The sequence below is a fragment of the Variovorax sp. GW821-FHT10B04 genome (genome assembly GCF_059415645.1).
This window is the reverse complement of the sequence record NZ_JBWKNQ010000011.1, coordinates 1-25833: the sequence shown is the minus strand read 5'-3', so window position 1 is coordinate 25833 and position 25833 is coordinate 1. Positions and strand designations below refer to the sequence as shown.

Sequence of the window (25833 nt, the reverse complement as noted above, 5' to 3'; positions counted from 1 at the left end):
CAACCGCCACTCGCCGCGTCAAGCGGTGAGCGCTGCTTTCATTTGCTCGAGACGAGCCTTCACGGAGGTGTCGAGGACTTCGTCCCCCACCACCACGCGGATGCCGCCGATCAGCGACGGGTCGTTCTCGACCCGCATGTTCAGCTTGCGGCCGAAGCGGCGCTGCAGCGCAGCACCCACGTCGGCGAGATTCGCATCGTCGATTGGAAAGGCGCTGTAGATCACGGCGTCGGAGGCACCGCTCTGCACGTTCTTGCGTTCGCGGTACTGGATGGCGACTTCCGGCAGGGCAGCGATGCGACCGTTGTCGATCACCGCGCGCAGGAAGTTCTTTCCGGCTTCCGGCAGGGGCTGCGACACGAGGCCGGAGATCAGGTCGAAGACCTGCTCAGACGACGCCTTCGGGTCGGCAGCGAACTGCTGGAGCGCCGGGTCGGCAGCGATGGCGGCAAGCTGGTCGATCCAGCCGGCCGTGCCTTCGATGTCGCCCGAGGAAGCCTTGAACAGCGCATCGGCGTACGGACGGGCAATGGTGGCAAGTTCGGCCATGTCGTCCTCAGAGCTCGGTCTTCAGGCGATCGAGCAGGTCGGCGTGGACGCCGGCATTGACTTCCTTGCGGAGAATCTGCTCGGCACCCTTGACGGCCAGCGCGGCGACCTGCTCACGCAGGACTTCACGGGCACGCACGGACTGCTGCTCGGCTTCGGCGTGCGCAGCGGCCACGATCTTGTTGGCCTCCTCGGTTGCACGGCCCTTGGCCTCTTCGACGATCTGCTGGGCGCGGCGCTCGGCGTCGGCCAACAGCGTGGTCGTCTGGTTGCGGGACTGTGCCAGTTCCTGCTCGACGCGCTGGTTGGCCGAAGCGAGTTCCGCCTTGGCCTTCTCGGCGGCCGCCAGGCCCGCGGCGATCTTTTGTGCGCGTTCGTCCAGAGCCTTCGCGATGGGGGGCCACACGAATTTCATCGTGAACAGCACCAGCAGCAGGAAGACGATGGCCTGAACGAACAGGGTCGCGTTGATACTCACGGCAACACCTTTCTAAAGTGGCGTTGAACGGAATTACTTCGGCAGGTTGGCGAGGAGGGTCGCGGCGAAGGGGTTGGCGAACGCGAACAGCAGTGCAATGGCCACGCCGATCAGGAATGCCGCGTCGATCAGACCAGCCAAGATGAACATCTTGGTTTGCAGGTCGTTCATGAGTTCAGGCTGACGTGCCGACGATTCGAGGAACTTGCCGCCCATCAACGCAATACCGATGGAAGCACCGATCGCGCCGAGACCAACGATCAAACCACAAGCCAGAGCGACGAGACCGAGAATGTTTTCCATGATGACTCCTTAGATTACAGATTGAAAGCGAAAAGAAAAAACGAATGGGAAGCTGAGAGAACCAGGCCTAGTGGCCTTCATGCGCCTGGCCCAGATAAATGAGCGTCAGCATCATGAAAATGAATGCCTGGAGCGTGATCACCAAGATATGGAAGATCGCCCAGACCGTACCGGCAATGATGTGACCGATCGGCAACATCACTCCCGAGAACGAAGCAGCCATCGCACCACCCATGAGCGCGATCAGCATGAAAACGAGTTCGCCTGCGTACATGTTGCCGAACAGCCGCATGCCATGCGACACGGTCTTGGCAACGTACTCGATGACCTGCATCAGCAGGTTGATCGGCCAGAGCACCGGGTGCGCACCGAAGGGCGCGGTGATGAGTTCATGGCCCCAGCCGCCCAGGCCCTTGACCTTGATGCCATAGAACAGGCACAGCAGCAGCACGGACGTCGACAGGCCGAGCGTGGTCGAGAGGTCGGCGGTGGGCACGACGCGCATGTAGGCGTGGTGCGGATCGTGGCCGGCGGCGGAGTAGACCTGCGTCCAGATGGCCGGCAGCAGATCGACCGGCAGCATGTCCATGGCGTTCAGCAGGAAGATCCAGACGAACACCGTCAACGCGAGCGGCGCAATGAACTTGCGGCTGGTGGCGCTATGGATGTTCGACTTGGCCTGCTTGTCGACCATTTCGACCAGTATCTCGACCGCTGCCTGGAACCGGCCGGGCACGCCCGCACTGGCCTTGCGCGCGCCGAGCCACAGCACGAAGCAGCCGATGACGCCGATCACCAGCGCATAAAGGACGGAATCGAGATTGATGACATTGAAGTCAACGATCGCCTTTTGGGTGACGGGCTCGAAACCCCAGTTCACCTGCCAGTGCTGCAAATGGTGAACGATGTATTCACTCGCGGTCGGTGCGTGTCCTTCAGCGGCCATCTTTCAACGTCTCTTAAATCTAAATCCGGTTCAACAACCTGGGCCGCACACGAAGTGCCACCCAGTACATTTTCAGCGCTGCTATCACGCCGACCAGCAATGCCAGCCAGCTCAGGCCACCGACCACCCAGGGCGCTGCCGCCAGAAAGGCGATGGTCAGCACCAGCTTGATCAGCTCCCAGACAAAAAACCTCAGCATCGCGGCCGACTGATTGCCGGCCTGCGTGCCCCTCATCGCGCCCCGGACAAACAATGCCGCGGGAATCGCTACTGCCATCGCTCCGTATAGTGCGGACATGCCTGCACTTGCCCGGCCCGTCCACATCCAAGCCGCGCCTGCCGCGACCAATCCTGCAGCCACCTGGGCCACGATCACCCACCAGGGCGACGGTTCGGGATTTGCTTCGCGCAGCTGCTGAGCCTGTTCGGCGGTCAGCGGCTTGAAATCGGAATCTTCTGCATCCATCTCGGAATCGAAGGCATTCGTCGTCATTGGAATCCTGTACCAGTGGCCAGCGAGCGTCTGCCGAGATTTTTACAAAGCCATTGATTATAGGTAAAAAGCATGGGGGTTCCGCCATGACCAAGCAGGTCAAAAGGGAACTTCTCGCGTTTGACACAATCACCGCCAGATGATCACGCCAACCAACGCTCCCACCCAGCCGATCGACGCCCGCAAGGAGTCGCTGATCGAGTATCCCTCACAGTTTCCGATCAAGGTCATGGGAGCCAAGGCCGATGGCTTCGTGCATGCCGTCACGCAGATCGCCGAGCGCTTCGATCCGGCGTTCGACGCGACCACGGTCGAGCTGCGCAACAGCAAGGCCGGCAACTATCTGGGCGTGACCATCACGGTGACGGCGACCAGCAGAGAGCAGCTCGACGACCTGTACCGAGCGCTGTCCTCGCATCCGATGGTGAAGGTGGTCCTCTGACACTCGCCGACGTTTCGGTTGCGCCGATCGCTGCCGAGATGCTCGGGCGCGTCGACTACCTGCCCACCTACGAGGCGATGCGGCAGTTCACCGCGCAACGCCAGCCCGATACGCCCGACCGCCTCTGGCTCTGCGAACACGCGCCGACATTCACCCAAGGGCTCTCCGGCAAGGCAGAGCACATCCTGAACCCCGCCGAGATCCCGGTGATACAGACCGACCGCGGCGGACAGGTCACCTTTCATGGCCCGGGCCAGGTGGTCGGCTATCCGCTGATCGACTTGAAGCGTGCCGGCTACTACGTGAAGGAATACGTCTACCGCATCGAGGAATCGGTGATCCGAACGCTCGCGCATTTCGGCGTGACGGGCCATCGCGTGGCGGGCGCGCCCGGCATCTACGTGCGGCTGGACGACCCGTTCTCGCACGCGGCACTCAGCGGGCCGGTGCATCCGGCCGATCCGTTTCGCGGGCTGGGCAAGATCGCGGCCCTGGGCATCAAGGTCAGCCGGCACTGCACCTACCACGGCGTGTCGCTCAACGTGGCGATGGACCTGGAACCCTTCTCGCGCATCAACCCTTGCGGCTACGCAGGGCTGCAAACCGTCGACCTTTCTACAATTGGCGTCCAAACCACCTGGGAAGAAGCCGCGCAAGTGCTGAGCCGCAAGCTCGCCACGTTTCTTGCGCCGTGACCTGTATGAGCACCACCGAAGTCGTCCGCGACCACCAAAGCGCAGAAACCTACAACCCGCTGGCCAAGCAGAAGGCGGGCGCGAAGCTCTCGCGCATTCCGGTGAAAGTGGTGCAGGGCGAGATGCTCAAGAAGCCCGAGTGGATCCGCGTCAAGGCCGGCTCGCCCACCACGCGCTTCTACGAGATCAAGCAGATCCTGCGCGAGAACAACCTGCACACGGTGTGCGAGGAAGCCTCGTGCCCGAACATCGGCGAATGCTTCGGCAAGGGCACCGCGACCTTCATGATCATGGGTGACAAGTGCACCCGCCGCTGCCCGTTCTGCGACGTGGGCCACGGGCGCCCCGACCCGCTCGACAAGGACGAGCCGCTGAACCTGGCCAGGACCATCGCCAAGCTGCGGCTCAAGTACGTGGTGATCACCAGCGTCGATCGCGACGATCTGCGAGACGGCGGCAGCGGCCATTTCGTCGAATGCATCCGCAACATCCGAGAGCTGTCGCCCGCAACGCAGATCGAGATCCTGGTGCCCGACTTCCGCGGTCGCGATGACCGCGCACTCGAGATCCTGAAAGCCGCGCCGCCCGACGTGATGAACCACAACCTGGAAACCGCACCGCGCCTCTACAAGGAAGCGCGCCCGGGCAGCGACTACCAGTTCAGCCTGAACCTGCTGAAGAAGTTCAAGGCGCTGCATCCGAACGTGCCGACCAAGAGCGGCATCATGGTCGGGCTGGGCGAGACCGACGAGGAAATCCTCCAGGTGATGCGCGACATGCGTGCGCACGACATCGACATGCTCACCATCGGCCAGTACCTGTCGCCGTCGGGCTCGCACCTGCCGGTGCGCCGCTACGTGCATCCGGACACTTTCAAGATGTTCGAGGAAGAGGCCTACAAGATGGGCTTCAGCCACGCAGCGGTCGGCGCCATGGTGCGCTCCAGCTACCACGCCGACCAGCAAGCGCACGCCGCCGGCGTGTAAGTCGAAGGCATTCGTTGCTCCACCGCTCATTGGCGCGCTGAAGACACGATGGTCCATCCTGGCGCCGACGAGGCGGCGCAGCCCGCCGGCGGCAACGGGCTGCTCTGGGTGCTGGTGGTCGTCGCCATCGGCTTTGCCGTCTTCCATCCCCGCGCACCTGCCGACTACCTGAAGCTGGTCGACTGGCAAACCGTCGGCGCGCTCGCCGGGCTGCTCGCGATCACCCAGGGCGTCGAGCGCAGCGGCATGTTGCAGGCGACTGCGCAGCGCCTGCTGGCCCGCACCACGAACACGCGCCAGCTCGCGTTGCTGCTGACCGCCGGCGCCGCCTTGCTGTCGGCGCTGGTCACCAACGACGTGAGCCTGTTCCTGCTCGTGCCGCTGACGCGGGTGCTCGCAACGCAGGCACACCTGCCCCTGGCACGCCTCGTCGTGCTGGAAGCGCTCGCCGTCAATGCAGGCTCGGCCCTGACGCCGATCGGCAATCCGCAGAATCTCTACCTGTGGCACCGTTCGGGCGAAAGCTTCGCCGGCTTCATGGGGATGATGGCGCCGACCGTGGCCGTGATGCTGTGCTGGCTGTTCGTGGCCGTCTGGTTGCTGGTGCCACGCGAGACGCTGCAGCTTCGGCCGGGCAGCACGGAGGCGCCGGTTCAGCCGAAGTTGCTCGCGTTGTCGGGCGTGCTGTTCGTCGGCTTCGTGGTGGCGCTCGACCGCCACTGGTTGCTGGCCGGCCTGGGCGTGGTGTGTGCGGCTTTCCTGCTGCTGTATCCGCGCGTGCTGCGGGGCGTCGACTGGGCGCTGCTGGCGATCATTTCGCTGATGTTCGTCGACCTGCGACAGCTCGCCGAGTTGCCGGTCATCGCATCGCTGCTGCACCAATGGCCCATCGCCGAAGGCTGGCGCGCCTACGTCGCCGCCATCGTCGCGTCGCAGTTCATCAGCAACGTGCCGGCGGCCATCCTGCTCGACCCGTACGTGCGCGATCTGCCGGCGCTCGCGGCCGGCGTGAGCGTGGGCGGCTTCGGCTGTGTGCTGGGATCGCTCGCCAACCTGATCGCGTTGCGGCTCGCGCAGTTGCCGAACGGGTTGCGCGAATTCCATCGCATCAGCATTCCCTTCCTGCTCGCCTGCGCACTGAGCGCCGGCCTGCTCCGGCTGTGACGCCATGCCGATGACCGGCAGCCTGTCGCTGCGCAGCTACGACGCCTCGCACGGCAGCCACGCGCACGATCATTTCCAGGTACTGGTCGGGATCGGTGGCGTGCTGGAACTCGAGGTGGAAGGCCGAGGCCGACGCATCGCACCGGGCGATGGCTGCGTGGTCGCACCGGGCGACCGGCACGATTTCGAGGCGGCGGGCGGCAGCCGTTGCCTGGTGCTCGATACGCGGCAAGCGGCGTGGGCCGCCTGCCAAGATCTCGCGCCTGCGGCACCGCCGGCGCTGATGCTCGCGAACTACCTTGCGCAGTGCCTGGTGCATGCAGACGCTCACACACTGGCGTTGCACCACGGCCCGCAATTGCTGCTCGAGGCTTGGGCGCCACGTCCGGCCGCACCTCAGCGCCCACGTCGCCGCATCGACTGGCCGGCACTCACGGCCTGGGCCGAAGCGCATTGGCAAGACCCGATCGGTGTTGCGGACCTCGCGGCCGTGGCCTGTCTGAGCCCCAGCCAGTTCGCTCAGCGCTGCCACGAAGAGCAGCGGATGGCGCCGATGCAATGGCTGCGCGCGCAACGCCTGGCGCAAGCGCGGGCCTGGCGCGACGACGGCATGCCGGTGGCCGAGACGGCGCGGCGCACCGGCTACCGCTCGCCTTCGGCGCTGACGGCCGCGATGCGACGACTCGACGGTCGGCACTGAACCGCAGACCGTGATCGCGCGACGAAGTGCCGTCACGACGCGACGATCGGTGCGATTACGCTCGCCTCATGTCGTCCACCCTGTATGCCCTCGCCGCGATCGCGCTGTGGGCAACCCTCGCTTCGCTCGGCACCGCCCTGGCGCACGTCCCGCCCTTCCTGTTGACCGGGCTGGCGCTGATCATCGGCAGCCTGCCGAGCTGGCCCCTGGCCTGGCGCGACCGCAGCGCCTGGCGTGTGCCGCCCCGCACGCTGGCGCTGGGCGTCTATGGATTGTTCGGCTTCCACTTCCTGCTGTTCATCGCGCTGCGCCATGCGCCACCGGTCGAAGCCAATCTCGTCAACTATCTGTGGCCGCTGTTCATCGTGGTGCTGGCGCCATTGCTGCTGCCAGGCGTGTCGCTGAAGCCGCTGCACGTGCTGGCCGCGCTGCTGGGCTTTGCGGGCGCCGCCATCGCGATCCTGGGAGCGCGCGGCAACGCAGCGGCTGCAGCGACCGCCAGCAACTGGGGCTTCGCACCGGCGCTGGGCTCGGCCTTCATCTGGGCCAGCTACTCGCTGTGGACACGGCGCGTGCCACCATTCCGCACGGCCGCAGTCGGACTGTTCGGCCTGGTGTCGGGCGTGCTGTCGCTCGTCTGCCACGCCCTGCTCGAACCATCGATCGCGCTGTCCGCACGCGATGGATGGCTGATCGCGCTGTGCGGCCTGGGCCCGCTGGGTGCCGCCTTCTTCGCCTGGGATGTGGCGCTCAAGCGCGGCGACGCGCAGCAGATCGGCATCCTGAGCTACCTCACGCCGCTGGCGTCGACCGCCCTGTTGCTGGTCGTCACGGGCCGGCCGATGAGCTGGAGCATCGTGCTTGCGGCCGTGCTGATCATCTCGGCTGCGGTCATGGGCACGCGTGCCCGCTGAACTGCGCCGCCGCCTACGAGGCCCGGTCATTTGCAGGGGCGATACTCCAGGCAAAGGAGTGAAAACACATATGGAAGACAACGCCAAGGATCTCGAAATCACCCCCAAGCTGGTGCTCGACCTGCATCTGGCGCTGTACCTGGATCTGGTGGCAGTGCTCGAGGGTGCGGGCGTGGTGACGTACCGGCAGATGGCGGCACGCGTCCTGAACATCGGCATGGACGCGCGCGACGATGGCGAAGCCGGCCTGTCGGCCGCGCTCGAAAGCATCGCCAAGGGTTTTGCCGGTCAGGGCAAGGGACTGTCGATCGAGCTGCTGAAGGCGGCCCGTGCGGTGCGTGAGGACGAAGCGATGGGCGACGTGCCCCGCCGGCCCGACGAGGACTGACCTGCACGCCTGATCGGACCTCCGCAGCCTGCACGACGGCAGCTGGCATCGAAATCGCTTGGGGTACGCCACAACTCCAAGGAGACCCAGATGGCGAAGATCCCTCCCGGCGTCGGCCCGCGCTTTCCGCAGGTGGTGGTTCTGGTCGGCGCGACCGGCGACCTCTCTCGGCGCAAGCTGCTGCCCGGGCTGTTCCATCTGTGCACCGCGGGCTTCATCCCGGGTTGCCGGATCATCGGCGTGTCGCTCGACGAGATCGACGTCGACGGCTTTCGCGGCATCGCCCGCGCGGCGCTCGACGAATTCGGCAGCCGCCAGACCACGGCCGCCGATTGGGACGCCTTCTCCGCCACGCTCGACTACGTGCCGCTGTCGGCTGGCGCAGGTGCGCTGCGCGCCGCGGTCGATCGGGCCGAAGAGTCGCTCGGCACCGAATGCCGGCGCCTGCACTATCTCAGTGTGCCGCCGAGCGCGGCGCTCACCGTGGTGCGCACGCTCGGCGAGGCCGGCTTGGTCGAGCGTTCGCGCATCGTCATGGAAAAGCCCTTCGGCACCGATCTGGCGAGTGCGGTGTCGCTCAACAGCAAGCTGCACGAGGTGTTCCAGGAAGAACAGATCTTCCGCATCGACCACTTCCTGGGCAAGGAGCCGGCGCAGAACATCCTGGCGTTCCGTTTCGCCAACGGGCTGTTCGAGCCGATCTGGAACCGCAACTTCATCGACCACGTGCAGATCGACGTGCCCGAGACGCTGGGACTGGGCAAACGCTCTGGCTTCTACGAACAGACCGGCGCCTACCGCGACATGGTGGTCACGCACCTGTTCCAGATCCTGGCCTTCATGGCGATGGAGCCGCCCACGGCGCTCGAGCCCGCGCCGATCAGCGAGGAGAAGAACAAGGTGTTCCGCAGCATGGAGCCGATCCAGCCGCAGGACGTCGTGCGCGGCCAGTACAGCGGCTACCGCAGCGAGGAAGGCGTGGACCCCGACTCGGACACCGAGACCTTCATTGCGCTGAAGTGCCACATCGACAACTGGCGCTGGGCCGGCGTGCCTTTCTACCTGCGCACCGGCAAGCGCATGGCCGAAGGCCAGCGGATCATCTCGATCGCTTTTCGCGAGCCGCCCAAGAGCATGTTTCCGCCCGGTTCCGGCGTCGGCGCCCAGGGGCCGGACCACCTGACCTTCGACCTGGCGGACGCGTCGAAGATGTCGCTGAGCTTCTACGGCAAGCGCCCCGGCCCCGGCATGCGGCTGGACAAGCTGAGCCTGCAGTTCGCGATGCGCGACACCGGCCTGGCCGGCGAGGTGCTGGAAGCCTACGAGCGGTTGATCCTGGATGCGATGCGCGGCGACCGGACGCTGTTCACGACCGCCGAGGGCATCGAACGGTTGTGGGAAGTGTCGACCCACCTGCTCGAATCGCCGCCGCCGGTGCGCCTGTACGAGCCCGGGTCCTGGGGACCCAAGCCGGTGCACCAGCTGATCGCGCCGCATGCGTGGCGGCTGCCGTTCGAGCGGGCCTGGCGCGACCCGAACAAGGTCGGGAGCTGAAGCGTCGACCGATGCGTCAGGCCGGCGCGACCTCCAGCACCAGCTTGCCGAAGTTCTCGCCCTTGAACAGCTTGTTCAGCGTCTCGGGGAAGGTGTCGAGGCCCTTCACGACGTCTTCCTTGCTCTTCATCCGGCCGTCCTTCAGGTAGCCCGACAGTTCGGCGATGGCGACCGGGTAGCGGTCGGCATAGTCGAACACCACGATGCCCTCCATGCGCGCGCGGTTCACCAGCAGGCTCAGGTAATTGCGCGGTCCGGCGGACGGCATGCTGTTGGCGTTGTTGTACTGGCTGATCGCGCCGCAGATGATGATTCGCGCCTTGCGCGCGATCTTTGCGAGCACGTGGTCGAGGATCTCGCCGCCGACGTTGTCGAAGTAGACGTCGACGCCCTTCGGGCAATGTTCCTTCAGGCCGGCGCGCACCGCACCGTCGCCGGCCTTGTAGTCGATGCAGGCGTCGAAGCCCAGCTCCTTCACCACCCAGTCGCACTTGGCCGCTCCACCCGCGATACCGACCACGCGGCAGCCCTTGATCTTCGCGAGCTGGCCCACGGTCTGGCCGACGGCACCGGCTGCGCCGGAGACCACCACGGTCTCGCCGGGCTTCGGCTGGCCGACGTCCATCAGGCCGAAGTAGCCGGTCATGCCCGGCATGCCGAGCACGTTGAGCCATTGGCCGATGGTGCCGACGCTCAGGTCGATCTTCACCAGGCCGTTGCGCTTGATCTGCTCCTGCGGGATGAGCATGTATTCCTGCACGCCCAGCGTGCCGTACACCGTGTCGCCGACGGCAAAGGCCGGGTTCTTCGACGCCACGACGCGGCCGACGCCGCCCGCGCGCATCACCTCGTCGATGGCCACGGGCGGTATGTAGCTCTTCGCGTCGTTGAGCCAGCCGCGCATGGCCGGGTCGAGCGACAGCGACAGCGTCTTGACCAGCACGCCGCCCTCGGCCGGTTCGCCGACCGGCTCGGTGGTGAAGCGCCAATGCTCGCGCGTGGCCGTGCCTTCGGGCCGCTTGGCGAGGCGGACCTGGTGGTTGTCGAGTGCTGCGGTCATGGTGTGTCTCCGGAGGGGTGATGGTCTGTGAAATCCAGGCGCATGCTAGTCGCGCAAAGCCTGACCCCACGTAGCGCGCGCGACAGCGGCCTTGGGCAGAATGGATCGCATGCGTGAACCCGTTCCACCCCGTATCCAGACACTCGGCGAGGAAATCGCCAACGCGATCAGCCACGGCCTCGGCCTGGCGCTGGCCATCGCGTCGCTGCCGATCCTGGTCTACAGCGCCGCCGTGCACGGCCAGGCGGTCAATGTCGTCGGTGCCTGCCTGTTCGCGGGCACGGCCATCGTGCTGTACCTGATCTCGACGCTCTACCACGCGCTGCCGGCCGGCCGTGCCAAGCTGCTGCTGAATCGGCTCGACCATGCAGCGATCTACCTGTTCATCGCTGGCAGCTACATGCCCTTCCTGCTCGGCGTGCTGCGCGGCCCCTGGGGCTGGGCGCTGTTCGCGGTCGTCACGAGCGCGGCGGTGCTGGGCGTCGGCGCGAAGCTGCTCGATCGCCTGCGCCATCCGCTGTGGTCGACCGGCCTGTACGTGGCGATGGGCTGGGTGGCGCTGGTCGCCGCCGTCCCGTTGTACGAACGCATGTCGCCGGCCGGGCTTGGCTGGCTGGTGGCGGGCGGTCTGGCGTACACGGCGGGCGCGGTGGTGTTCCTGCTCGATTCCAGGCTGCGCTATGCACACTTCGTCTGGCACCTGTTTGTGCTCGGCGGCAGCACCTGCCACTTCTTTGCGGCGCTCTGGTACGCGCACTGACACCGCGACGCCGTCGCTGAAGCAGGCCGGCCTCAGGCCAGTCGCAAGATCCGCACGACCACGGCCAATCCAGGGTCGGCGTTGCGCACCTCGAGGCGGCCACCATGCGCCTCGGCCACAAGCCGGCACAGATACATCCCCAGGCCGACACCGCCCGTGGACCGCTGGCGCGCGCCGTCGGCCCGATAGAAAGGCTCGGTCAGGTGGGCGAGCTGATCGGCGTCGACGCCGGGGCCGAAATCGCGCACGGTCAGTTCGATGCCCTGCGCCGTGTGCGCCAACGATACCGTCGGCGGCAGCGCGGCGCTGCCACCATGCCGCAGCGCGTTGTCCAGCAGGTTGCGCAGCAGCAGCCGGATGCGCATGCGGTCGAGCGACAGCACGGGCGCCTGAGCCGCGAGGTCGAGCGTGATGCGCTCCCCACCCCGCAGTTCGGCCACCGTCTCGCGCACCAGCGCCACCAGATCGACCGGCTCGCGATGCAGCGCGGCATGCGGGCTGGCCAGCCGTTCGCTCTCGAGCAGGTCGCTGATCAGGTCGCGCATCTCGTTCAGGTCGCGCAGCAAGGCGGCGCGTTCGACTTCGCCTTCGGCCGTGGCCGGCAGCAGTTCGGCGTTCAGCCGCGCACGCGTGAGCGGCGAGCGCAGTTCGTGGCTCAGCGCCAGCAGCAGCGCACGCTTGGCATCGAGCATGCCGCGGATGTCCTGCGCCATCGTGTTGATGCGCTGCGCCAGGTCGCCGAGTTCGTCGCAGCGGCGCTGCGGGATCGGCGTGTCGAAAGTGCCTTGCCCGAAGCGATCGGCGCCCGCCCGGATGTCGTCGAGCGGCCGCAGCAGACGCCGAACGTAGGCATAGGCGAGCCCGATCAGCACCAGCAGCGCCGCGAGCGTGACCCAGCCGATGCCGTGCGGCTCGCGCTGCCACGGCAGCGTGCCCACGCCGAACACGATGCGGTGGCCATCGGCCGTGTTGCGGCTGAGCCATTCGCGGCGATCCGGACCATCCGCGTCGCCGCGGTCCTGCAGCCAGCCGCGGCGATCGCGATCGGGATGCGAGTTCCAGTTGACGCGCGGGCCTTCGATGCGGACCGAGATCGGCAACCGCGCCACCAGGGCCTGGGCGCGCGCCACCTCGGGCGGCGACCCGATGTCGGCGGCCAGCCGGTTCACGTAATCGTCGACCAGGGGCCGTGCGACGTCGCGCCAGCCGGTGGAAAGGGCGCGCTGCATGCCACCGAGGAAGACGACGGTCATCGCGAAGGCGAGCAGCAGGAATACGGTGATGAGTTGCAGCCGCAGCGAATGGCGCCAGCGGCGATGCCAACGGCCGCGGCGCCACGACCGCTTCTTGAATTCGCGACGCGGAGATTTCCGCATGCTCAGGCCTTGCCCACCGCCAGCGCGTAGCCGGCGTTGCGCAGCGTCTTGATGCAGTCGAGCGGTTCGAGCTTCTTGCGCAGGCGGCTCACGACGATGTCGACCGCGCGCGTGTACAGCTCGGCCTCATGCCCGCGCAGCCGGTTCAGGATGTCGTCGCGGCTGAATACCTTGCCAGGCTCGTTCGCGAGCAGGGCCAGCAGATCGAACTCGGTGCCGGTGAGGTCGACGGCCTCGCCATGCCGCAGCACGGCGCGCTTGTCGAGGTCGATCTCGAGGCCGTCGAACACGCGGCGCTGCACGGCGACGGCCGCAACAGGCAGCACGCGCTGGCGCCGCAGGATGGTCTGCACGCGCGCCACCAGTTCACGCGGCTCGAAGGGCTTGGGCAGGTAGTCGTCGGCACCGAGTTCGAGCCCGACCACACGGTCCATCACCTCGCCGCGCGCGGTGAGCATGACGATCGGAATGTCGCTCTCCTTGCGGATTTCGCGGCACAGCGCGAAGCCGTCCATCTCGGGCAGCATCACGTCGAGGATGGCGGCGTCGTAGCGGCCTGCGCGCAACTGCGCCAGGCCCGCGCTCGGCCGCAAGGCGCTGTCGAGCGTCATGTCGAAACGGGCGAAGTAGGTCGCGAGCGGCGCGGCCAGGTGTTCGTCATCGTCGATCAGCAGGATGCGGGACATCGGCGGATTGTCAGCGACGCGCGTTCACCAGGCATCGGGCCGGCCGAGCGTGCCCAGATGGGTGTAGCGGAAGCCGCGCGGCGACTTCAGCCCGAAGCCCAGCGCGCGATCGAGGCCGATGTGCGCCGTCCAGATGATCGCCAGGGCCGTTGCCAGCGGCATGGAAGCGAACAGCCCGACAGCCAGCAGCGCCACCGGTCCGACGTACGAATGGCCCGCGTTGTAGACCGCGGCGCCCACACGCGGCCCCCACGAGTAACCGAGCATCGACAGGTCGGGAACGAGGAAGAAGCCGGCGAAAGCCATCCAGCCGGCGCCCCAGTTGGCATACGCGACGACGGACAGCGCCAGCACGGCAACGCCTTCGAGACGCAGCAGTGTCCACGCCGGGCCGGACGCCGCGCCTGTCGTGACGGGCATGGCGAAATCAGGCCCCGTGGTTGGCAAGGCGGCGCGTGGCGCATGAAGTTGCTGGCGGCTCAGGACCTCCACCGGCGGCCTCCGCGATCCATGAAGTCACGGACCTTCTGCTGCTGTGCTGCGTTCAGGTGATCGAAGAAGTCGGCCGCCGCGGCGATGACTTCAGGACTGCCGCTGCGCAGCGCCGCCGTCTTCTCTTCGATCAGTCGCCCGGCACCGGCCTGGTCGAGCGTGCTGCCGGCGAACAACGCCAGGAACTGCGAGCGTGGCTCGCCGGCGCCACCGGCGCCGCGCATGGCCAGGCGTTGCTTCTGCAATGTGTCGGCCAGCGCGGTGAGCTTCTGTTTCTGCGATGCGTCGAGGTCGAGCTTGCTGCCGACGCGTTCGACCATCTTGGTGCGGAATTCGGTGGCGTCGCCCGAACCCCATCCATGGCGGTACGACGAACAGGCACCGAGACTTCCGACGACGAGTGCACCGCCGAACAGGCCGAACAGGCTGCGTTTGATCCAGGATTTCATGAGACTTCCTTGTTGAAAAGTGAAGCCTGATGGTGCGATTTGCCGCCCGTGAAGTCCTTTCGCGGCGGTATCGGCGTGTTTCGTTTTATGTCGATCAGCGCACCAGCTCGGCCGCCGGATCGTCGGACTCGAGCACCGACTGCGCCCATGGCGCGAGCTTGCCCGCATCGGCGCGCAGCACCTCCTGCTTCACCGCCAGGATCTGCGACGGGTGCATCGAGAAGCTGCGCAGCCCCAGCCCGAGCAGCAGCCGCGTGAACGTCACGTCGCCGGCCATCTCGCCGCAGACGCTCACGCCCTTGCCCTGGCGCCTGCACTCGACGATGGTGTCGGCGACCAGCCGCAGCACGGCGGGGTGCGCAGGGTCGTACAGATGCGCGACCGCCTCGTCGGCGCGGTCGATCGCGAGCGTGTACTGGATCAGGTCGTTGGTGCCGATCGACAGGAAGTCGAAGTGCTTCAGGAACAACCGGAGCATGAGCGCGGCAGCCGGAATCTCGATCATGGCGCCGAGCTTCACCGCGCCGTAGACCATGGCGCGCTGGTCGAGTTCGGCGCGTGCGGCCTCGATCAGGGCCAGCGTCTGCCGGATCTCGCTCGCATGCGCCAGCATCGGGATCAGCAGATGGATCTCGCCGTGCGCCGCCGCCCGGAGGATGGCGCGCAACTGGGTGAGGAACATCGCCGGGTCCGCGAGGCTCCAGCGGATTGCGCGCAGGCCCAGCGCCGGATTCAGGAGTTCCTGGCGCGCCGACTTGCCGTCGAGCGGCTTGTCGGCACCGATGTCGATGGTCCGGATCGTGACGGGCATGCCCTGCATGCCCTCGACCGCGCGGCGGTAGGCGAGGTACTGCTCTTCCTCGTCGGGCAGACGCGTCAGGTGCTGCGCCTCGCGGCCCATGAAAAGGAATTCGCTGCGGAACAGCCCGACGCCGACCGCGCCGGCCTTCACCGCACCCACGGTGTCCTCGGGCATCTCGATGTTGGCCAGCAGCTCGACGCGCTGGCCATCGAGCGTGACGGCCGATTTGTGCCGCAGCCGGGCCAGCCGGCCACGTTCGAGGTCGCCCTGGCGTTGCTTGAAGCCGTATTCGGCCAGGATGATCGGTGACGGATCGACGATCACCACGCCCGCATCGCCATCGATGATGACCCAATCGTCCTGCCGCACCAGCTGGCTCGCGGTGCGCGCACCGACCACTGCGGGGATGTCCATGCTGCGCGCGACGATCGCGGTGTGCGACGTGCGCCCGCCGACGTCGGTCACGAAGCCGGCGAACACGCTCTTCTTGAACTGCAGCATGTCGGCCGGCGACAGGTCGTGCGCGATCAGCACCAGCGGCACATCGACACCGTCACCTGCCGTTGGATCGCCATGGTCGTCGTCGTCGCGCGCTGCGGCCCGCTTGCGGCGCGGCGGCGAAGGCGCGAGCACGGCCGCGGTGCCCTTCATGCGGTGCAGGATGCGTTCGACGACCTGCTCGAGGTCGGCCTTGCGCTCGCGCAGGTAGTCGTCCTCCATCTCGTCGAACTGCCGCGCGATGATTTCCAGCTGCGTGGTCAGCGCCCATTCGGCGTTGTAGAGGCGATCGGTGATCCAGTGCTTGACGCCGCTGATCAGCGCCTCGTCCTGCAGCAGCATCTGATGCACTTCGAGCAGCGCGGCCAGCTCGTGTGGCGCGTCCTTCGGCCCCATCTGCGCGACGCTGGCCTGCAGCCGGATCAACTCCTCGACGACCGCATTGCGCGCCACGCGCACGCGACCGATCTCGGTATCGATTTCTTCCGGCTTGATGAAGTAGTGCGCGACGTCGATGCGGCTCGACACGACCAGCACGGCGCGCCCGATGGCGATGCCGCGCGCAACCGGAAGGCCGTGCACCGCGAAGGTCATGGGCTACTCGCCTTCGCCGAACTTGTCGTTCATCAGGGCGACGAGCGCGTCCATCGCTTGCTGTTCCTGCTCGCCGATGGTTTCCAGCTCCACGGTGACGCCGATGCCGGCGGCCAGCATCATCACGCCCATGATGCTCTTGGCATTGACGCGGCGATCGCCGCGCGCGATCCATACCTCGCAGGGGAAGCTGCCCGCGAGCTTGGTGAGCTTGGCCGACGCGCGAGCGTGCAGGCCCAGCTTATTGCTGATGATCACGGATGTCTTGGTCACTGTGCTTTCTTCTAGCCTGGTTCTGGGGAGCCGAGACGGCCACCTGCATCACGCCCGCGGTACCGCCGGTCATCGCGCGCTGGACCAGCGCGTCGAGCGGCTCGTTGCGGTAGCTCACGGCACGCAGCAGCATGGGGAGATTGACGCCCGCCACCAGCCGTGAACGCACGCCATCGACCAGTTTCTGGGCGACGTTGCACGGTGTGGCGCCGAACACGTCCGCCAGCACCAGCACCTGCGAGCGCGGCAGCCGCAGACGCTGTTCGAGCGTGATGCGCGCTGCCGCGAGCGTTTCCTCGGGTGAGACGTTGGGCAACACGTCGAGTGCGGCGATATGGTGTTCGCTGTCCGGAAACACATGCAGCGCGCACTGCCGGAGCGCTTGTGCAAGGGGCGCGTGGGCAATGATGAAGAGGCTGTTCATTCAGTAGGGAAGGCGGGTCGCCGATTATGCAGCGCGGTCTTGGGGGCGTGCAGGTTCACGGCAGTCGCAAGCCGTCGAAGAAGGTCGTGACGGCATCGGCGGCGGCCGGCTGGCCGAGCACCGTCGCCTGATAGAGCGCGACGCTGTCGCCGCGGAGCTGCGCAAACCAGAGGACGCGCATGGCATGGCCAGGCGCGCCCGGTTCCGCCGCGGAAACGTCGATGCGAAGCGGCGACGGCGTGCCAGCGGCACGAACGACCTGAACGGCGGCTTCGGTTGCGCCCGCCCCTGCCGCTTGCGTGCGCAAGGCACCCTGCCAAGCGCCCAACCAGGCGGCGGCCTGGTCGGCGTTGCCAGCAACCACGTGCGCCACGGCAAATGTCGCACCGCCCGCCTCACAGCCCGCCATGTCGACCTTGACGGCGGCACCGCCTGCACCCAGCGGCATCTCGCGCACGGCACGGTCCGGCTTGCACGGTAGCAACGCGATCAAGCCGTCGTCACCAACGGGAGCGTCACGCCAGTTGAACGTCGGGCTGCAGGCGGCAAGGAGGATCGCGCCCAACATGAACGCGATGCTGGCGGCCTTTGATCGAATGCGATGCGTTCGGCAGTCGAACGTGGTGCGCAAGGGCCGGTTGGGCATTCGAAAGATCGATTGGACGAATTCAGCGGACGGCGCCGAACACCTTTTGCAGAATGGCGCTGCCGCTGCCCACTGGATCCTGGCGGATCTTGCGTTCTTCCTCGCCGATCACGAGGTAGAGCCCATCGAGCGACTTGGACGTCACATAGCGCTGGATGTTGGCATCGTCCTTCTTGACCAAGCCCATGTCCGACGCCTTGCCCGCCAGCCTGTTGTATTTGTCGGCCAGCTGGACCTTCTCGGTGGCCGTCGTGACCACTGGCAGAAAGCGCTCGGTCAGCGGCGCGCGCGTCTTGCCGACGAAGAACTGGGTGACCGAAGTGTCGCCGCCGGTCAGGATACCCTTGGCGTCCGACACGCTCATGCTGCGGACCGCGTTGAGCAGCAGATCCTTCGCAGCGGGAACCGCCTGCTCCGCCGCACGGTTCATGGCGACAACCAGTTCATCGATGCGACTGCCCTGCCCCATCATGCGCAGCATCTTGGCACCGCTCTCCAAAAAGCCCGGCAAGGGAATGCGCACCTTCGGATTGCCCAGGAAACCGTCGGTGCGACCGAGCAACGACACGGCCACGTTCGCGCCTTTTTCGAGCGCCGCCTTCACGCCACTGGATGCATCACCAGCACTCAGATCGGCCAGCGACAGTGCATAAGCCCGCTGGACAGCCAAGCCCAGCAAGGAGGCCGGCACGAAAACACTGGCGGCACTAAAATTTCTGCGGTCCATTGAACGGTCTCCCATGAAAAAACCCTTGTATGTTGCCGCAATCGCCTTGGCCATGGCCATTGGTGCCGGCGTTTATCTCAACACCGGCGTGGCTGCAGCACCTGCGTCCACCTTTGTGTTGCTGGACGGCAGCCGCAAGAGCACGGAAGACCTGAAAGGCAAGGTCACGCTCGTCAACTTCTGGGCGACCAGCTGCGTGACCTGCGTTGGCGAGATGCCCAAGGTGATCGCCACCTACGACAAGTACAAGTCGCAAGGCTACGACACGCTGGCCGTCGCCATGAGCTACGACCCGCCGAGCTACGTGGTGAACTTCGCCGAGACGCGCAAGTTGCCGTTCAAGGTCGCGATCGACAATACCGGTGCCGTCGCGAAGGCATGGGGAGGCGTCGAGCTCACGCCGACCACCTACGTCGTCAACAAGCGCGGTCAGATCGTCAAGCGTTACGTCGGCGAGCCGGACTTCGCGGAACTGCACAGGCTCATCGAGAAGTTGCTGGCCGAAGCCTGAGCGTTTCCACAACATGCAGGTCGTCATGGGTGCCCTGGCGCACCGCCTTCATCGAGCCGCCATAGAGAAGCGCGCCTCATGAACTCGACCAGACCTCTGTTGGTCACGGCTCGGTCGCCCGAGGAACTGACCCATGTTCGCGCGATCTTCAGCGAATATGCGCAGACGCTGGGCATCGACCTGACGTTTCAGGGTTTCGACGAGGAACTCTCGAGTTTGCCCGGCGATTACGCTGCCCCGCGTGGCACGCTGTTGCTGGCACTCATCGATGCGCAAGACTTGACGCCGCCGCCGAAGGATGAAGTTGTGCTGCAGCTGGCGTCTGGCCAGCAGATGCGTGTCGCAGGCTGCTGCGCGCTGCGGCCGCTCGACGCCGCGGACTACCCCAATGCGGCCGAGATGAAGCGTCTGTATGTGAGGCCATCGTTCCGCGGCCTCGGCCTGGGCCGGCTTCTGGCCGAAGCGATCCTCGACGCGGGACGCAGCGCCGGCTATTCATGCGTGCTGCTCGATACGCTGAGCGACATGGAGTCGGCACGGGCGCTGTATGAGGATCTCGGCTTCGCCGAAGTGCCACCGTACTATCACAATCCGATTGCCGGATCGCACTATCTGAAGGTCGATCTCTAGCCAGACCGACCTTCCAGCGGGCACGAATCAGCCGCGTGCCTGAGTCAGCAGGGTGTCGGCGTCGCTGACTTCGAACTTGCCGGGCGCTTCGACGTTGAGTGACGCAACCTTGCCGTCCTTCACGAGCATCGAATAACGGTTGCTGCGCACGCCCATGCCGCGCCCGGTCAGGTCGAGCGTCAGCCCGGTTGCTTTCGCAAAGTCAGCGCTGCCATCGGCCAACATGCGGACCTTGGCGCCCGTCTTCTGGTCGCGCGCCCAGGCGCCCATCACGAAGGCATCGTTGACGCTCACGCACCAGATCTCGTCGACACCCGCGGCCTTGAAGTCGTCGAAATGCTGAACATAGCCAGGCACATGCTTGGCCGAGCACGTCGGCGTGAAAGCACCCGGCAAAGCGAACAACGCAATCGTCTTGCCCGCCGTGGCCTTGGCAACGTCCACTGGATTCGGGCCAATGCTGCAGCCCTCTCCCTCGACTTCGGAGTATTCCTGCAGGGTGGTGGAAGGGAGGGAATCGCCGACTTTGATCATGATGAAATTGCTCCAGGCAAAAAAGAAAACGGCCCACATTGTGGGCCGTTTTCAGGGGAGGCGTGTGCCTGGGGTCAGACCAGAACGGCCTTCTCGACCAGACGGGTCACGACCCAGTTCTTGGTCTTCGAGATCGGACGGCTTTCCGTGATCTCGATGGTATCGCCGAGGTGGTACTCGCCCTTTTCGTCATGGGCGTGGTATTTGCTCGTCTTGGCCACGATCTTGCCGTAGAGCTCGTGCTTCACACGACGCTCGACCAGCACGGTCACGGTCTTTTCACGCTTGTCGCTGACCACCTTGCCGATCAAGGTGCGCTTGAGGGATTTTTTAGCTTCCGTCATGTTCACTCCTTACTTGGCGGCTTGGGTTTCTTGCTGCTTCTGAGCAAGAATGGTCTTGGCGCGCGCGATATCGCGGCGCGTCACGCGCAGCGTCGAGGTGTTCGACAGCTGTTGCGTGGCTTTTTGCATGCGCAGACCGAAGTGGGCCTTCTGCAGGTCCTTGATTTCGGTTTGCAGGCCGGCGACGTCCTTGTCGCGCAGCGTTGCAGCCTTCGACACCTTGGCCGGAGCTGCAGTTTCTTTCTTCTTGCGTGTTGCCATGGATGTTCTCCTTTAGGCGCCGAGCTGGCGAGCAACGAACGTCGTGCGCAGCGGCAGCTTGGCGGCAGCCAGGCGGAACGCTTCGCGAGCGAGTTCTTCGGGAACACCGACGATTTCGAACACGATCTTGCCGGGCTGAATTTCAGCGACGTAGTACTCGGGGTTGCCCTTGCCGTTACCCATCCGCACTTCTGCGGGCTTGGTCGAAATCGGCTTGTCGGGGAACACACGAATCCAGATACGACCACCGCGCTTCACGTGACGCGAAATCGCGCGACGTGCAGCTTCGAGTTGACGCGCCGTGAGGCGGCCGCGGTCGGTGCACTTCAGACCGAAGTCGCCGAAGGCAACAGAGTTGCCCGTGGTTGCGACGCCGGTGTTGCGGCCCTTTTGTTCCTTGCGGAACTTTCTGCGAGCAGGTTGCAGCATGTTTGTTTACTCCGTGATGAAGAAACCGGCGGACCGGTTTCGTCGAACCGATTACTCGGTCTTGGCACCGTCAGCTGCTGCAGCTGGCGCGGCTTTGCGGACGCGCTTAACGGCGGGTTTCGAGTCACCACCTGCGGTGGCTTCTGCGGGCTTGTCGCTGCCATCGGCCGGTGCGGTGTTGCCACCGATCGGACCACGGGCACCGGCACGCGGGCCAGGGCCGCGGCGGTCCGAACCCGGACGATCGCCACCCGGGCGGCCATCGCGGCGCGGACCACGCGGACGACGCTCGTCGTCAGGACGCGGCGTTTCGACAGCGGGGAGGTCGTTGCGACCCAGCGTGTCACCCTTGTAGACCCAGACCTTGACGCCGATGACGCCGTACGTGGTCTTAGCTTCCGAGGTGCCGTAGTCGATGTCGGCGCGCAGCGTGTGAAGGGGCACGCGACCTTCGCGATACCACTCGGTACGTGCGATTTCGATGCCGTTCAGGCGACCGGCCGACATGATCTTGATGCCCAGGGCACCCAGACGCATGGCGTTCTGCATCGCACGCTTCATGGCGCGGCGGAACATGATCCGCTTCTCGAGCTGCTGCGTGATGCTGTCGGCAATCAGCTGCGCATCGATTTCAGGCTTGCGCACTTCTTCGATGTTCACTGCGACCGGCACACCCAGCTGCTTGCCGAGTTCGCGCTTGAGGTTTTCGATGTCTTCGCCCTTCTTGCCGATCACGACGCCCGGACGTGCCGAGTAGATCGTGATGCGTGCGTTCTTGGCGGGACGCTCGATCAGCACGCGCGACACCGACGCGTTCTTGAGCTTCTTCTTCAGGTACTCGCGCACCTTGATGTCTTCGGCCAGCATGCCCGCGAAGTCGCGGTTGCTGGCGTACCAGCGGCTGGACCAGTTACGGCTGACCGCAAGGCGGAAGCCGGTGGGGTGGATTTTCTGTCCCATAGTCTTCCGGCCTTTTAGTTGCCAACCGTCACGTACACATGGCACGTGGGCTTGCTGATGCGGTTGCCGCGACCCTTGGCGCGAGCGGTGAAGCGCTTGAGCGTGGCACCTTGCTCGACGTAGATGGTCTTGACCTTCAGCTCGTCGATGTCGGCACCGTCGTTGTGCTCGGCATTGGCAATCGCCGACTCGAGCACCTTCTTGATGATCACAGCGGCCTTTTTCTGCGTGAACTGCAGAACGTTGAGCGCTTGATCGACCTTCTTGCCGCGGATCAGGTCAGCGACCAGACGGCCCTTGTCGACCGAGAGGCGGACACCGCGGAGGACTGCACGTGTTTCAGACATGGTCGTTCCTTACTTCTTCTGGACTTTCTTGTCCGCGGGGTGCCCCTTGAACGTACGCGTGAGCGCAAATTCGCCGAGCTTGTGGCCGACCATCTGGTCGGTGATGTACACAGGCACGTGTTGCTTGCCGTTGTGCACGGCAATGGTCAGACCGATGAACTCGGGCAGAACCATCGAACGACGCGACCAGGTCTTGATCGGCTTCTTGTCCTTGGTCGTCACAGCCTTGTCGGCCTTGGCCACCAGATGGTGGTCGACGAAAGGACCCTTCTTGAGAGAGCGTGTCATTTGCTATCCCCTTATTTCTTGCGACGCGACACGATGAAGACCTGCGTGCGCTTGTTGTTACGGGTGCGATAGCCCTTGGTGAGATTGCCCCACGGGTCGACCGGATGACGGCCTTCGCCAGTCTTGCCCTCGCCACCACCGTGCGGGTGGTCGACCGGGTTCATCACCACACCGCGAACGGTCGGGCGAATACCCATGTGACGCTTCACACCGGCCTTGCCCAATTGGCGCAGGCTGTGTTCTTCGTTGGCCACTTCGCCGATCGTTGCGCGGCATTCGACGTGAATGCGGCGCACTTCGCCGGAGCGCATGCGAACCTGTGCATAGACGCCTTCGCGTGCCAGCAACGTCGCCGAGGTGCCTGCCGAGCGAGCGATCTGCGCGCCCTTGCCGGGTTGCAGTTCGATGCAATGGATGGTCGAACCCACGGGGATATTGCGGATCGGCAGCGTGTTGCCAGCGCGGATCGGAGCTTCCGAACCGCTCAGCAGCGTTGCACCGGCTTCAAGACCGCGCGGAGCGATGATGTAACGGCGCTCGCCATCGGCGTAGCACACCAGCGCGATGTGGGCGGTGCGGTTCGGGTCGTACTCGATGCGTTCGACCTTGGCCGGGATGCCGTCCTTGTTGCGCACGAAGTCCACCACACGGTAGTGGTGCTTGTGGCCACCACCCTTGTGACGGGTCGTGATGTGACCGTTGTTATTGCGACCGGCCTTCTGGAATTGCGGTTCCAGCAGCGCAGCGTGAGGAGCACCCTTGAAGAGGTGGTCCCGCGAAATCTTCACCGCGCCGCGTTGGCCCGGCGAAGTGGGTTTCATCTTGATGACGGCCATGATTAAGCGCCTTCCCCGACGAGGTTGAGCTCTTGACCTTCCTTCAGCGTCACATAAGCCTTGCGAACGTTGTCGCGACGGCCCATGGACTTGCCAAAGCGCTTGGTCTTGCCCTTGGTGTTGAGCACCGACACGCCCTTGACTTCGACCTTGAACATCAGTTCAACAGCGGCCTTGATCTCGGGCTTGGTGGCGTCTTGCAGCACCTTGAAAGTGACGGCATTCGACTTCTCGCCGACCATCGTTGCCTTTTCGGACACGATTGGCGCGACCAGCACGGCCATCAGACGGCCTTCTTCGAACTCGCGTTCGGCAGGCGTAGGATTCATGCGGCTCATGCGAACATCTCCTTGAGCTTGTCGACGGCACCCTTGGTGACGATCACCTTCTTGTAGTGCACCAGCGACACCGGATCGGCATAACGCGGCTCGACGACGAGCACGTTCACCAGGTTGCGCGAGGCGAGATACAGGTTCTCGTCGACTTCTTCGGCGATCACGAGCACCGATTCAAGGTTCATCGCCTTGAACTTGGCTGCCAGCGGCTTGGTCTTGGGCGAATCGACCTTGATCGAATCGACCACTGCCAGACGGCCTTCGCGAGCGAGCTGCGAGAAGATGGCGGCCATGCCGGCGCGGTACATCTTCTTGTTGATCTTCTGCGAGAAGTTTTCGTCGGGCATGTTCGGGAAAATCCGGCCGCCCCCACGCCACAGTGGCGAGGACGTCATACCGGCACGGGCGCGGCCCGTTCCCTTTTGCTTGAAAGGCTTCTTGGTCGAGTGATGGACCTGTTCGCGGTCCTTCTGGGCGCGCGTGCCTTGACGGGCGTTGGCCTGGAATGCCACGACGATCTGATGGACCAGATCTTCGTTGTAAGCACGGCCGAACACGGTCTCAGGTGCGTCGTACTTCGACGCAGCCTGGCCTTGGTCATTCAGGAGTTCGAGTTCCATTACTTCGCTCCTTCAGCCGCTTGCGGCTTGGCCTTGATCGCCGGACGAACGGTGACGAAGCCACCCTTCGAACCCGGAATCGCGCCCTTGATCAACAGCAGTTGACGTGCTTCGTCGATGCGGATCACGTCGAGGTTTTGCGTGGTCACGGTGACGTCGCCAAGGTGGCCCGTCATGCGCTTGCCTGGGAACACACGACCTGGATCCTGCGCCATACCAATGGAACCCGGCACGTTGTGCGAACGGCTGTTACCGTGCGACGCGCGCTGCGAGCTCATGTTGTGACGCTTGATGGTGCCTGCGAAGCCCTTGCCGATAGAGGTGCCTTGCACATCCACCTTCTGGCCAACCGCAAACACGCTGCCAGCGGAAATCACGCCACCGGCCTTGTGCTGACCGGCCGTATCGGCGGTCACACGGAATTCCTGGATGATTTCACCCGCTTCGACACCCGCCTTGGCGAGATGTCCGGCTGCAGGCTTGGTCACGCGCGATGCCTTGCGCGAGCCGAATGTCACTTGAAGCGCGACGTAGCCGTCGGTTTCTTGCGACTTGATCTGGGTCACACGGTTGTTGGACACATCCACCACCGTGACAGGAACTGCGTCCCCATCATCGGTGAAGAGACGCATCATCCCCACCTTGCGGCCCAGCAACCCGAGGGAGTTGCTCAGACTCATTTGTTTTCTCCAAAAATGGAAGTCCTCTTGCGCCGCTGCCACTTCAATTGGCGACAGCGTTTGACCGGAGACCGGCCTACGAAAGAGGGTTGATAAAACTCAACCCATTTGCGTGCGAACGCGCAAAACGGGCAGAGCCGGCGATTATAGCCCGCGCACACCGAAGCATGCAAGTCGCTGCACCGCAACAAAAAAGCCCGCCGGCTGATAGCCGACGGGCTTTCGCACAGTGCGCAATGACGCGTACTTACTGCAGCTTGATCTCGACGTCCACGCCAGCCGGCAGATCGAGCTTCATCAGCGCGTCCACGGTCTTGTCGGTCGGATCGACGATGTCCATCAGGCGCTGGTGAGTGCGGATCTCGAACTGGTCGCGCGACGTCTTGTTGACGTGCGGCGAACGCAGGATGTCGAAACGCTTCATGCGGGTCGGCAGAGGCACGGGGCCCTTGACGATCGCGCCAGTGCGCTTGGCGGTATCCACGATTTCAGCGGCCGACTGGTCGATCAGCTTGTAGTCGAACGCCTTCAGGCGGATGCGGATCTTTTGCTTGGTTGCCATGGTGTGTCCTTTGCCGTATGAATTAAGCGAGGACCTTGGCCACGACGCCCGAGCCGACGGTCTTGCCGCCTTCGCGAATGGCGAAGCGCAGGCCTTC

Annotated in this window: 39 protein-coding genes; 11 read left to right on the top strand and 28 right to left on the bottom strand. The window is 65.0% G+C overall.

From position 1 onward, the window contains the following. Window positions 1–18: 18 nt before the first annotated feature. From AC07PZ_RS23815 to AC07PZ_RS23795, 5 genes are all read right to left on the bottom strand, one after another. On the bottom strand, window positions 19–549 hold the full coding sequence (locus tag AC07PZ_RS23815; RefSeq protein ID WP_495297627.1) for a F0F1 ATP synthase subunit delta: 531 nt from the start codon (window positions 547–549) through the stop codon (window positions 19–21). Window positions 550–556: 7 nt separating this feature from the next. After that, on the bottom strand, window positions 557–1027 hold the full coding sequence (locus AC07PZ_RS23810; protein ID WP_495297626.1) for a F0F1 ATP synthase subunit B: 471 nt from the start codon (window positions 1025–1027) through the stop codon (window positions 557–559). Window positions 1028–1060: 33 nt separating this feature from the next. Beyond that, window positions 1061–1330 (bottom strand): F0F1 ATP synthase subunit C, encoded by a 270-nt coding sequence (gene atpE, locus AC07PZ_RS23805; RefSeq protein ID WP_056576471.1) that lies wholly within the window; start codon window positions 1328–1330, stop codon window positions 1061–1063. Window positions 1331–1397: 67 nt separating this feature from the next. Then, window positions 1398–2276 carry a F0F1 ATP synthase subunit A gene (atpB, locus tag AC07PZ_RS23800; RefSeq protein WP_495297625.1) on the bottom strand — a complete coding sequence of 293 codons (879 nt, stop codon included), beginning with the start codon at window positions 2274–2276 and terminating at the stop codon, window positions 1398–1400. A gap of 19 nt (window positions 2277–2295) precedes the next feature. Next, complete coding sequence (locus AC07PZ_RS23795; RefSeq protein WP_495297624.1) at window positions 2296–2769, bottom strand: ATP synthase subunit I; 474 nt, start codon at window positions 2767–2769, stop codon at window positions 2296–2298. Between the two features lie 139 nt (window positions 2770–2908). Between AC07PZ_RS23795 and AC07PZ_RS23790 the strand changes: the two genes are divergently transcribed. The 8 genes from AC07PZ_RS23790 to zwf all read left to right on the top strand — a co-directional run bounded on the left by AC07PZ_RS23790 (window position 2909) and on the right by zwf (window position 9612). Further along, window positions 2909–3211 carry a YbeD family protein gene (locus AC07PZ_RS23790; RefSeq protein WP_495297623.1) on the top strand — a complete coding sequence of 101 codons (303 nt, stop codon included), beginning with the start codon at window positions 2909–2911 and terminating at the stop codon, window positions 3209–3211. A 38-nt stretch (window positions 3212–3249) separates the two neighbouring features. Next, window positions 3250–3906 (top strand): lipoyl(octanoyl) transferase LipB, encoded by a 657-nt coding sequence (lipB, locus tag AC07PZ_RS23785; RefSeq protein ID WP_495297622.1) that lies wholly within the window; start codon window positions 3250–3252, stop codon window positions 3904–3906. Window positions 3907–3911: 5 nt separating this feature from the next. Further along, window positions 3912–4892 (top strand): lipoyl synthase, encoded by a 981-nt coding sequence (lipA, locus tag AC07PZ_RS23780; protein WP_495297621.1) that lies wholly within the window; start codon window positions 3912–3914, stop codon window positions 4890–4892. A gap of 48 nt (window positions 4893–4940) precedes the next feature. Continuing rightward, a complete protein-coding gene (locus AC07PZ_RS23775; protein WP_495297620.1) occupies window positions 4941–6056 on the top strand; it encodes an SLC13 family permease in 1116 nt (371 codons plus the stop codon). Between the two features lie 4 nt (window positions 6057–6060). After that, window positions 6061–6756 carry an AraC family transcriptional regulator gene (locus AC07PZ_RS23770; RefSeq protein ID WP_495297619.1) on the top strand — a complete coding sequence of 232 codons (696 nt, stop codon included), beginning with the start codon at window positions 6061–6063 and terminating at the stop codon, window positions 6754–6756. A gap of 68 nt (window positions 6757–6824) precedes the next feature. After that, the gene (locus tag AC07PZ_RS23765; protein WP_495297618.1) at window positions 6825–7670 is read left to right on the top strand and encodes a DMT family transporter; all 846 of its coding nucleotides are present in this window, start codon (window positions 6825–6827) and stop codon (window positions 7668–7670) included. Window positions 7671–7740: 70 nt separating this feature from the next. Further along, entirely contained in the window at window positions 7741–8058 is a 318-nt protein-coding gene (locus tag AC07PZ_RS23760) for a hypothetical protein (protein ID WP_495297617.1), read from the top strand. Window positions 8059–8148: 90 nt separating this feature from the next. Beyond that, window positions 8149–9612 carry a glucose-6-phosphate dehydrogenase gene (gene zwf, locus AC07PZ_RS23755; protein WP_495297616.1) on the top strand — a complete coding sequence of 488 codons (1464 nt, stop codon included), beginning with the start codon at window positions 8149–8151 and terminating at the stop codon, window positions 9610–9612. A gap of 16 nt (window positions 9613–9628) precedes the next feature. On the opposite strand, the gene AC07PZ_RS23750 is transcribed toward zwf, so the two are convergent. Beyond that, a complete protein-coding gene (locus AC07PZ_RS23750; RefSeq protein WP_495297615.1) occupies window positions 9629–10672 on the bottom strand; it encodes an NADP-dependent oxidoreductase in 1044 nt (347 codons plus the stop codon). A 109-nt stretch (window positions 10673–10781) separates the two neighbouring features. On the opposite strand from AC07PZ_RS23750, the gene trhA reads away from it, so the two are divergent. Then, window positions 10782–11432: a PAQR family membrane homeostasis protein TrhA gene (gene trhA, locus AC07PZ_RS23745; protein ID WP_495297614.1), complete on the top strand. Its 651-nt coding sequence runs from the start codon at window positions 10782–10784 to the stop codon at window positions 11430–11432. A 32-nt stretch (window positions 11433–11464) separates the two neighbouring features. On the opposite strand, the gene AC07PZ_RS23740 is transcribed toward trhA, so the two are convergent. The 9 genes from AC07PZ_RS23740 to AC07PZ_RS23700 all read right to left on the bottom strand — a co-directional run bounded on the left by AC07PZ_RS23740 (window position 11465) and on the right by AC07PZ_RS23700 (window position 18399). Then, the gene (locus AC07PZ_RS23740; RefSeq protein WP_495297613.1) at window positions 11465–12808 is read right to left on the bottom strand and encodes a HAMP domain-containing sensor histidine kinase; all 1344 of its coding nucleotides are present in this window, start codon (window positions 12806–12808) and stop codon (window positions 11465–11467) included. Between the two features lie 2 nt (window positions 12809–12810). Continuing rightward, window positions 12811–13494 carry a response regulator transcription factor gene (locus AC07PZ_RS23735; protein WP_495297612.1) on the bottom strand — a complete coding sequence of 228 codons (684 nt, stop codon included), beginning with the start codon at window positions 13492–13494 and terminating at the stop codon, window positions 12811–12813. A gap of 24 nt (window positions 13495–13518) precedes the next feature. Continuing rightward, a complete protein-coding gene (locus AC07PZ_RS23730) occupies window positions 13519–13914 on the bottom strand; it encodes a DUF4260 domain-containing protein (protein ID WP_495297611.1) in 396 nt (131 codons plus the stop codon). Window positions 13915–13973: 59 nt separating this feature from the next. Further along, window positions 13974–14435, bottom strand: coding sequence for a Spy/CpxP family protein refolding chaperone (locus AC07PZ_RS23725; protein ID WP_495297610.1), 462 nt, complete (start codon window positions 14433–14435; stop codon window positions 13974–13976). Between the two features lie 94 nt (window positions 14436–14529). Next, the gene (gene ptsP / locus AC07PZ_RS23720) at window positions 14530–16329 is read right to left on the bottom strand and encodes a phosphoenolpyruvate--protein phosphotransferase (protein WP_495297609.1); all 1800 of its coding nucleotides are present in this window, start codon (window positions 16327–16329) and stop codon (window positions 14530–14532) included. A 3-nt stretch (window positions 16330–16332) separates the two neighbouring features. Continuing rightward, the gene (locus AC07PZ_RS23715; RefSeq protein WP_495297608.1) at window positions 16333–16602 is read right to left on the bottom strand and encodes an HPr family phosphocarrier protein; all 270 of its coding nucleotides are present in this window, start codon (window positions 16600–16602) and stop codon (window positions 16333–16335) included. Beyond that, window positions 16571–17026, bottom strand: a complete 456-nt coding sequence (locus AC07PZ_RS23710; RefSeq protein WP_495297607.1) for a PTS sugar transporter subunit IIA — start codon at window positions 17024–17026, stop codon at window positions 16571–16573. Before AC07PZ_RS23710 ends, AC07PZ_RS23715 begins: the two co-directional genes overlap by 32 nt. 55 nt (window positions 17027–17081) lie before the next feature. Next, window positions 17082–17672: a hypothetical protein gene (locus AC07PZ_RS23705; RefSeq protein WP_495297606.1), complete on the bottom strand. Its 591-nt coding sequence runs from the start codon at window positions 17670–17672 to the stop codon at window positions 17082–17084. A 22-nt stretch (window positions 17673–17694) separates the two neighbouring features. Then, the gene (locus AC07PZ_RS23700; RefSeq protein WP_495297605.1) at window positions 17695–18399 is read right to left on the bottom strand and encodes a DUF4197 domain-containing protein; all 705 of its coding nucleotides are present in this window, start codon (window positions 18397–18399) and stop codon (window positions 17695–17697) included. Window positions 18400–18412: 13 nt separating this feature from the next. Between AC07PZ_RS23700 and AC07PZ_RS23695 the strand changes: the two genes are divergently transcribed. Further along, on the top strand, window positions 18413–18910 hold the full coding sequence (locus AC07PZ_RS23695) for a TlpA disulfide reductase family protein (RefSeq protein WP_495297604.1): 498 nt from the start codon (window positions 18413–18415) through the stop codon (window positions 18908–18910). Window positions 18911–18988: 78 nt separating this feature from the next. Then, a complete protein-coding gene (locus AC07PZ_RS23690; protein WP_495297603.1) occupies window positions 18989–19540 on the top strand; it encodes a GNAT family N-acetyltransferase in 552 nt (183 codons plus the stop codon). 27 nt (window positions 19541–19567) lie between these two features. Here AC07PZ_RS23690 and AC07PZ_RS23685 read toward each other — a convergent pair whose 3' ends face one another. The 13 genes from AC07PZ_RS23685 to AC07PZ_RS23625 all read right to left on the bottom strand — a co-directional run. Then, complete coding sequence (locus AC07PZ_RS23685; protein ID WP_495297783.1) at window positions 19568–20074, bottom strand: peroxiredoxin; 507 nt, start codon at window positions 20072–20074, stop codon at window positions 19568–19570. 74 nt (window positions 20075–20148) lie between these two features. After that, the gene (rpsQ, locus tag AC07PZ_RS23680) at window positions 20149–20418 is read right to left on the bottom strand and encodes a 30S ribosomal protein S17 (RefSeq protein WP_140844734.1); all 270 of its coding nucleotides are present in this window, start codon (window positions 20416–20418) and stop codon (window positions 20149–20151) included. 9 nt (window positions 20419–20427) lie between these two features. After that, window positions 20428–20637, bottom strand: a complete 210-nt coding sequence (gene rpmC / locus AC07PZ_RS23675) for a 50S ribosomal protein L29 (RefSeq protein ID WP_162570302.1) — start codon at window positions 20635–20637, stop codon at window positions 20428–20430. Between the two features lie 54 nt (window positions 20638–20691). Beyond that, window positions 20692–21108 carry a 50S ribosomal protein L16 gene (gene rplP, locus AC07PZ_RS23670; protein ID WP_286647086.1) on the bottom strand — a complete coding sequence of 139 codons (417 nt, stop codon included), beginning with the start codon at window positions 21106–21108 and terminating at the stop codon, window positions 20692–20694. A 51-nt stretch (window positions 21109–21159) separates the two neighbouring features. Continuing rightward, window positions 21160–22068 (bottom strand): 30S ribosomal protein S3, encoded by a 909-nt coding sequence (gene rpsC / locus AC07PZ_RS23665; RefSeq protein ID WP_495297602.1) that lies wholly within the window; start codon window positions 22066–22068, stop codon window positions 21160–21162. A 14-nt stretch (window positions 22069–22082) separates the two neighbouring features. Then, entirely contained in the window at window positions 22083–22415 is a 333-nt protein-coding gene (gene rplV, locus AC07PZ_RS23660) for a 50S ribosomal protein L22 (protein WP_007838134.1), read from the bottom strand. 9 nt (window positions 22416–22424) lie between these two features. Beyond that, entirely contained in the window at window positions 22425–22703 is a 279-nt protein-coding gene (gene rpsS / locus AC07PZ_RS23655; RefSeq protein WP_007838132.1) for a 30S ribosomal protein S19, read from the bottom strand. Window positions 22704–22714: 11 nt separating this feature from the next. Continuing rightward, window positions 22715–23539, bottom strand: a complete 825-nt coding sequence (rplB, locus tag AC07PZ_RS23650; protein ID WP_262073156.1) for a 50S ribosomal protein L2 — start codon at window positions 23537–23539, stop codon at window positions 22715–22717. Window positions 23540–23541: 2 nt separating this feature from the next. Further along, window positions 23542–23868 (bottom strand): 50S ribosomal protein L23, encoded by a 327-nt coding sequence (gene rplW / locus AC07PZ_RS23645; protein ID WP_495297782.1) that lies wholly within the window; start codon window positions 23866–23868, stop codon window positions 23542–23544. 5 nt (window positions 23869–23873) lie between these two features. Further along, entirely contained in the window at window positions 23874–24494 is a 621-nt protein-coding gene (gene rplD, locus AC07PZ_RS23640) for a 50S ribosomal protein L4 (RefSeq protein ID WP_495297601.1), read from the bottom strand. Then, complete coding sequence (rplC, locus tag AC07PZ_RS23635) at window positions 24494–25174, bottom strand: 50S ribosomal protein L3 (protein WP_495297600.1); 681 nt, start codon at window positions 25172–25174, stop codon at window positions 24494–24496. Before rplC ends, rplD begins: the two co-directional genes overlap by 1 nt. A 247-nt stretch (window positions 25175–25421) precedes the next feature. Further along, window positions 25422–25736: a 30S ribosomal protein S10 gene (gene rpsJ, locus AC07PZ_RS23630; RefSeq protein ID WP_028250951.1), complete on the bottom strand. Its 315-nt coding sequence runs from the start codon at window positions 25734–25736 to the stop codon at window positions 25422–25424. A gap of 22 nt (window positions 25737–25758) precedes the next feature. Continuing rightward, window positions 25759–25833: EF-Tu C-terminal domain-related protein (locus AC07PZ_RS23625; protein WP_495297781.1), on the bottom strand; the 75-nt coding region annotated here is incomplete at its 5' end.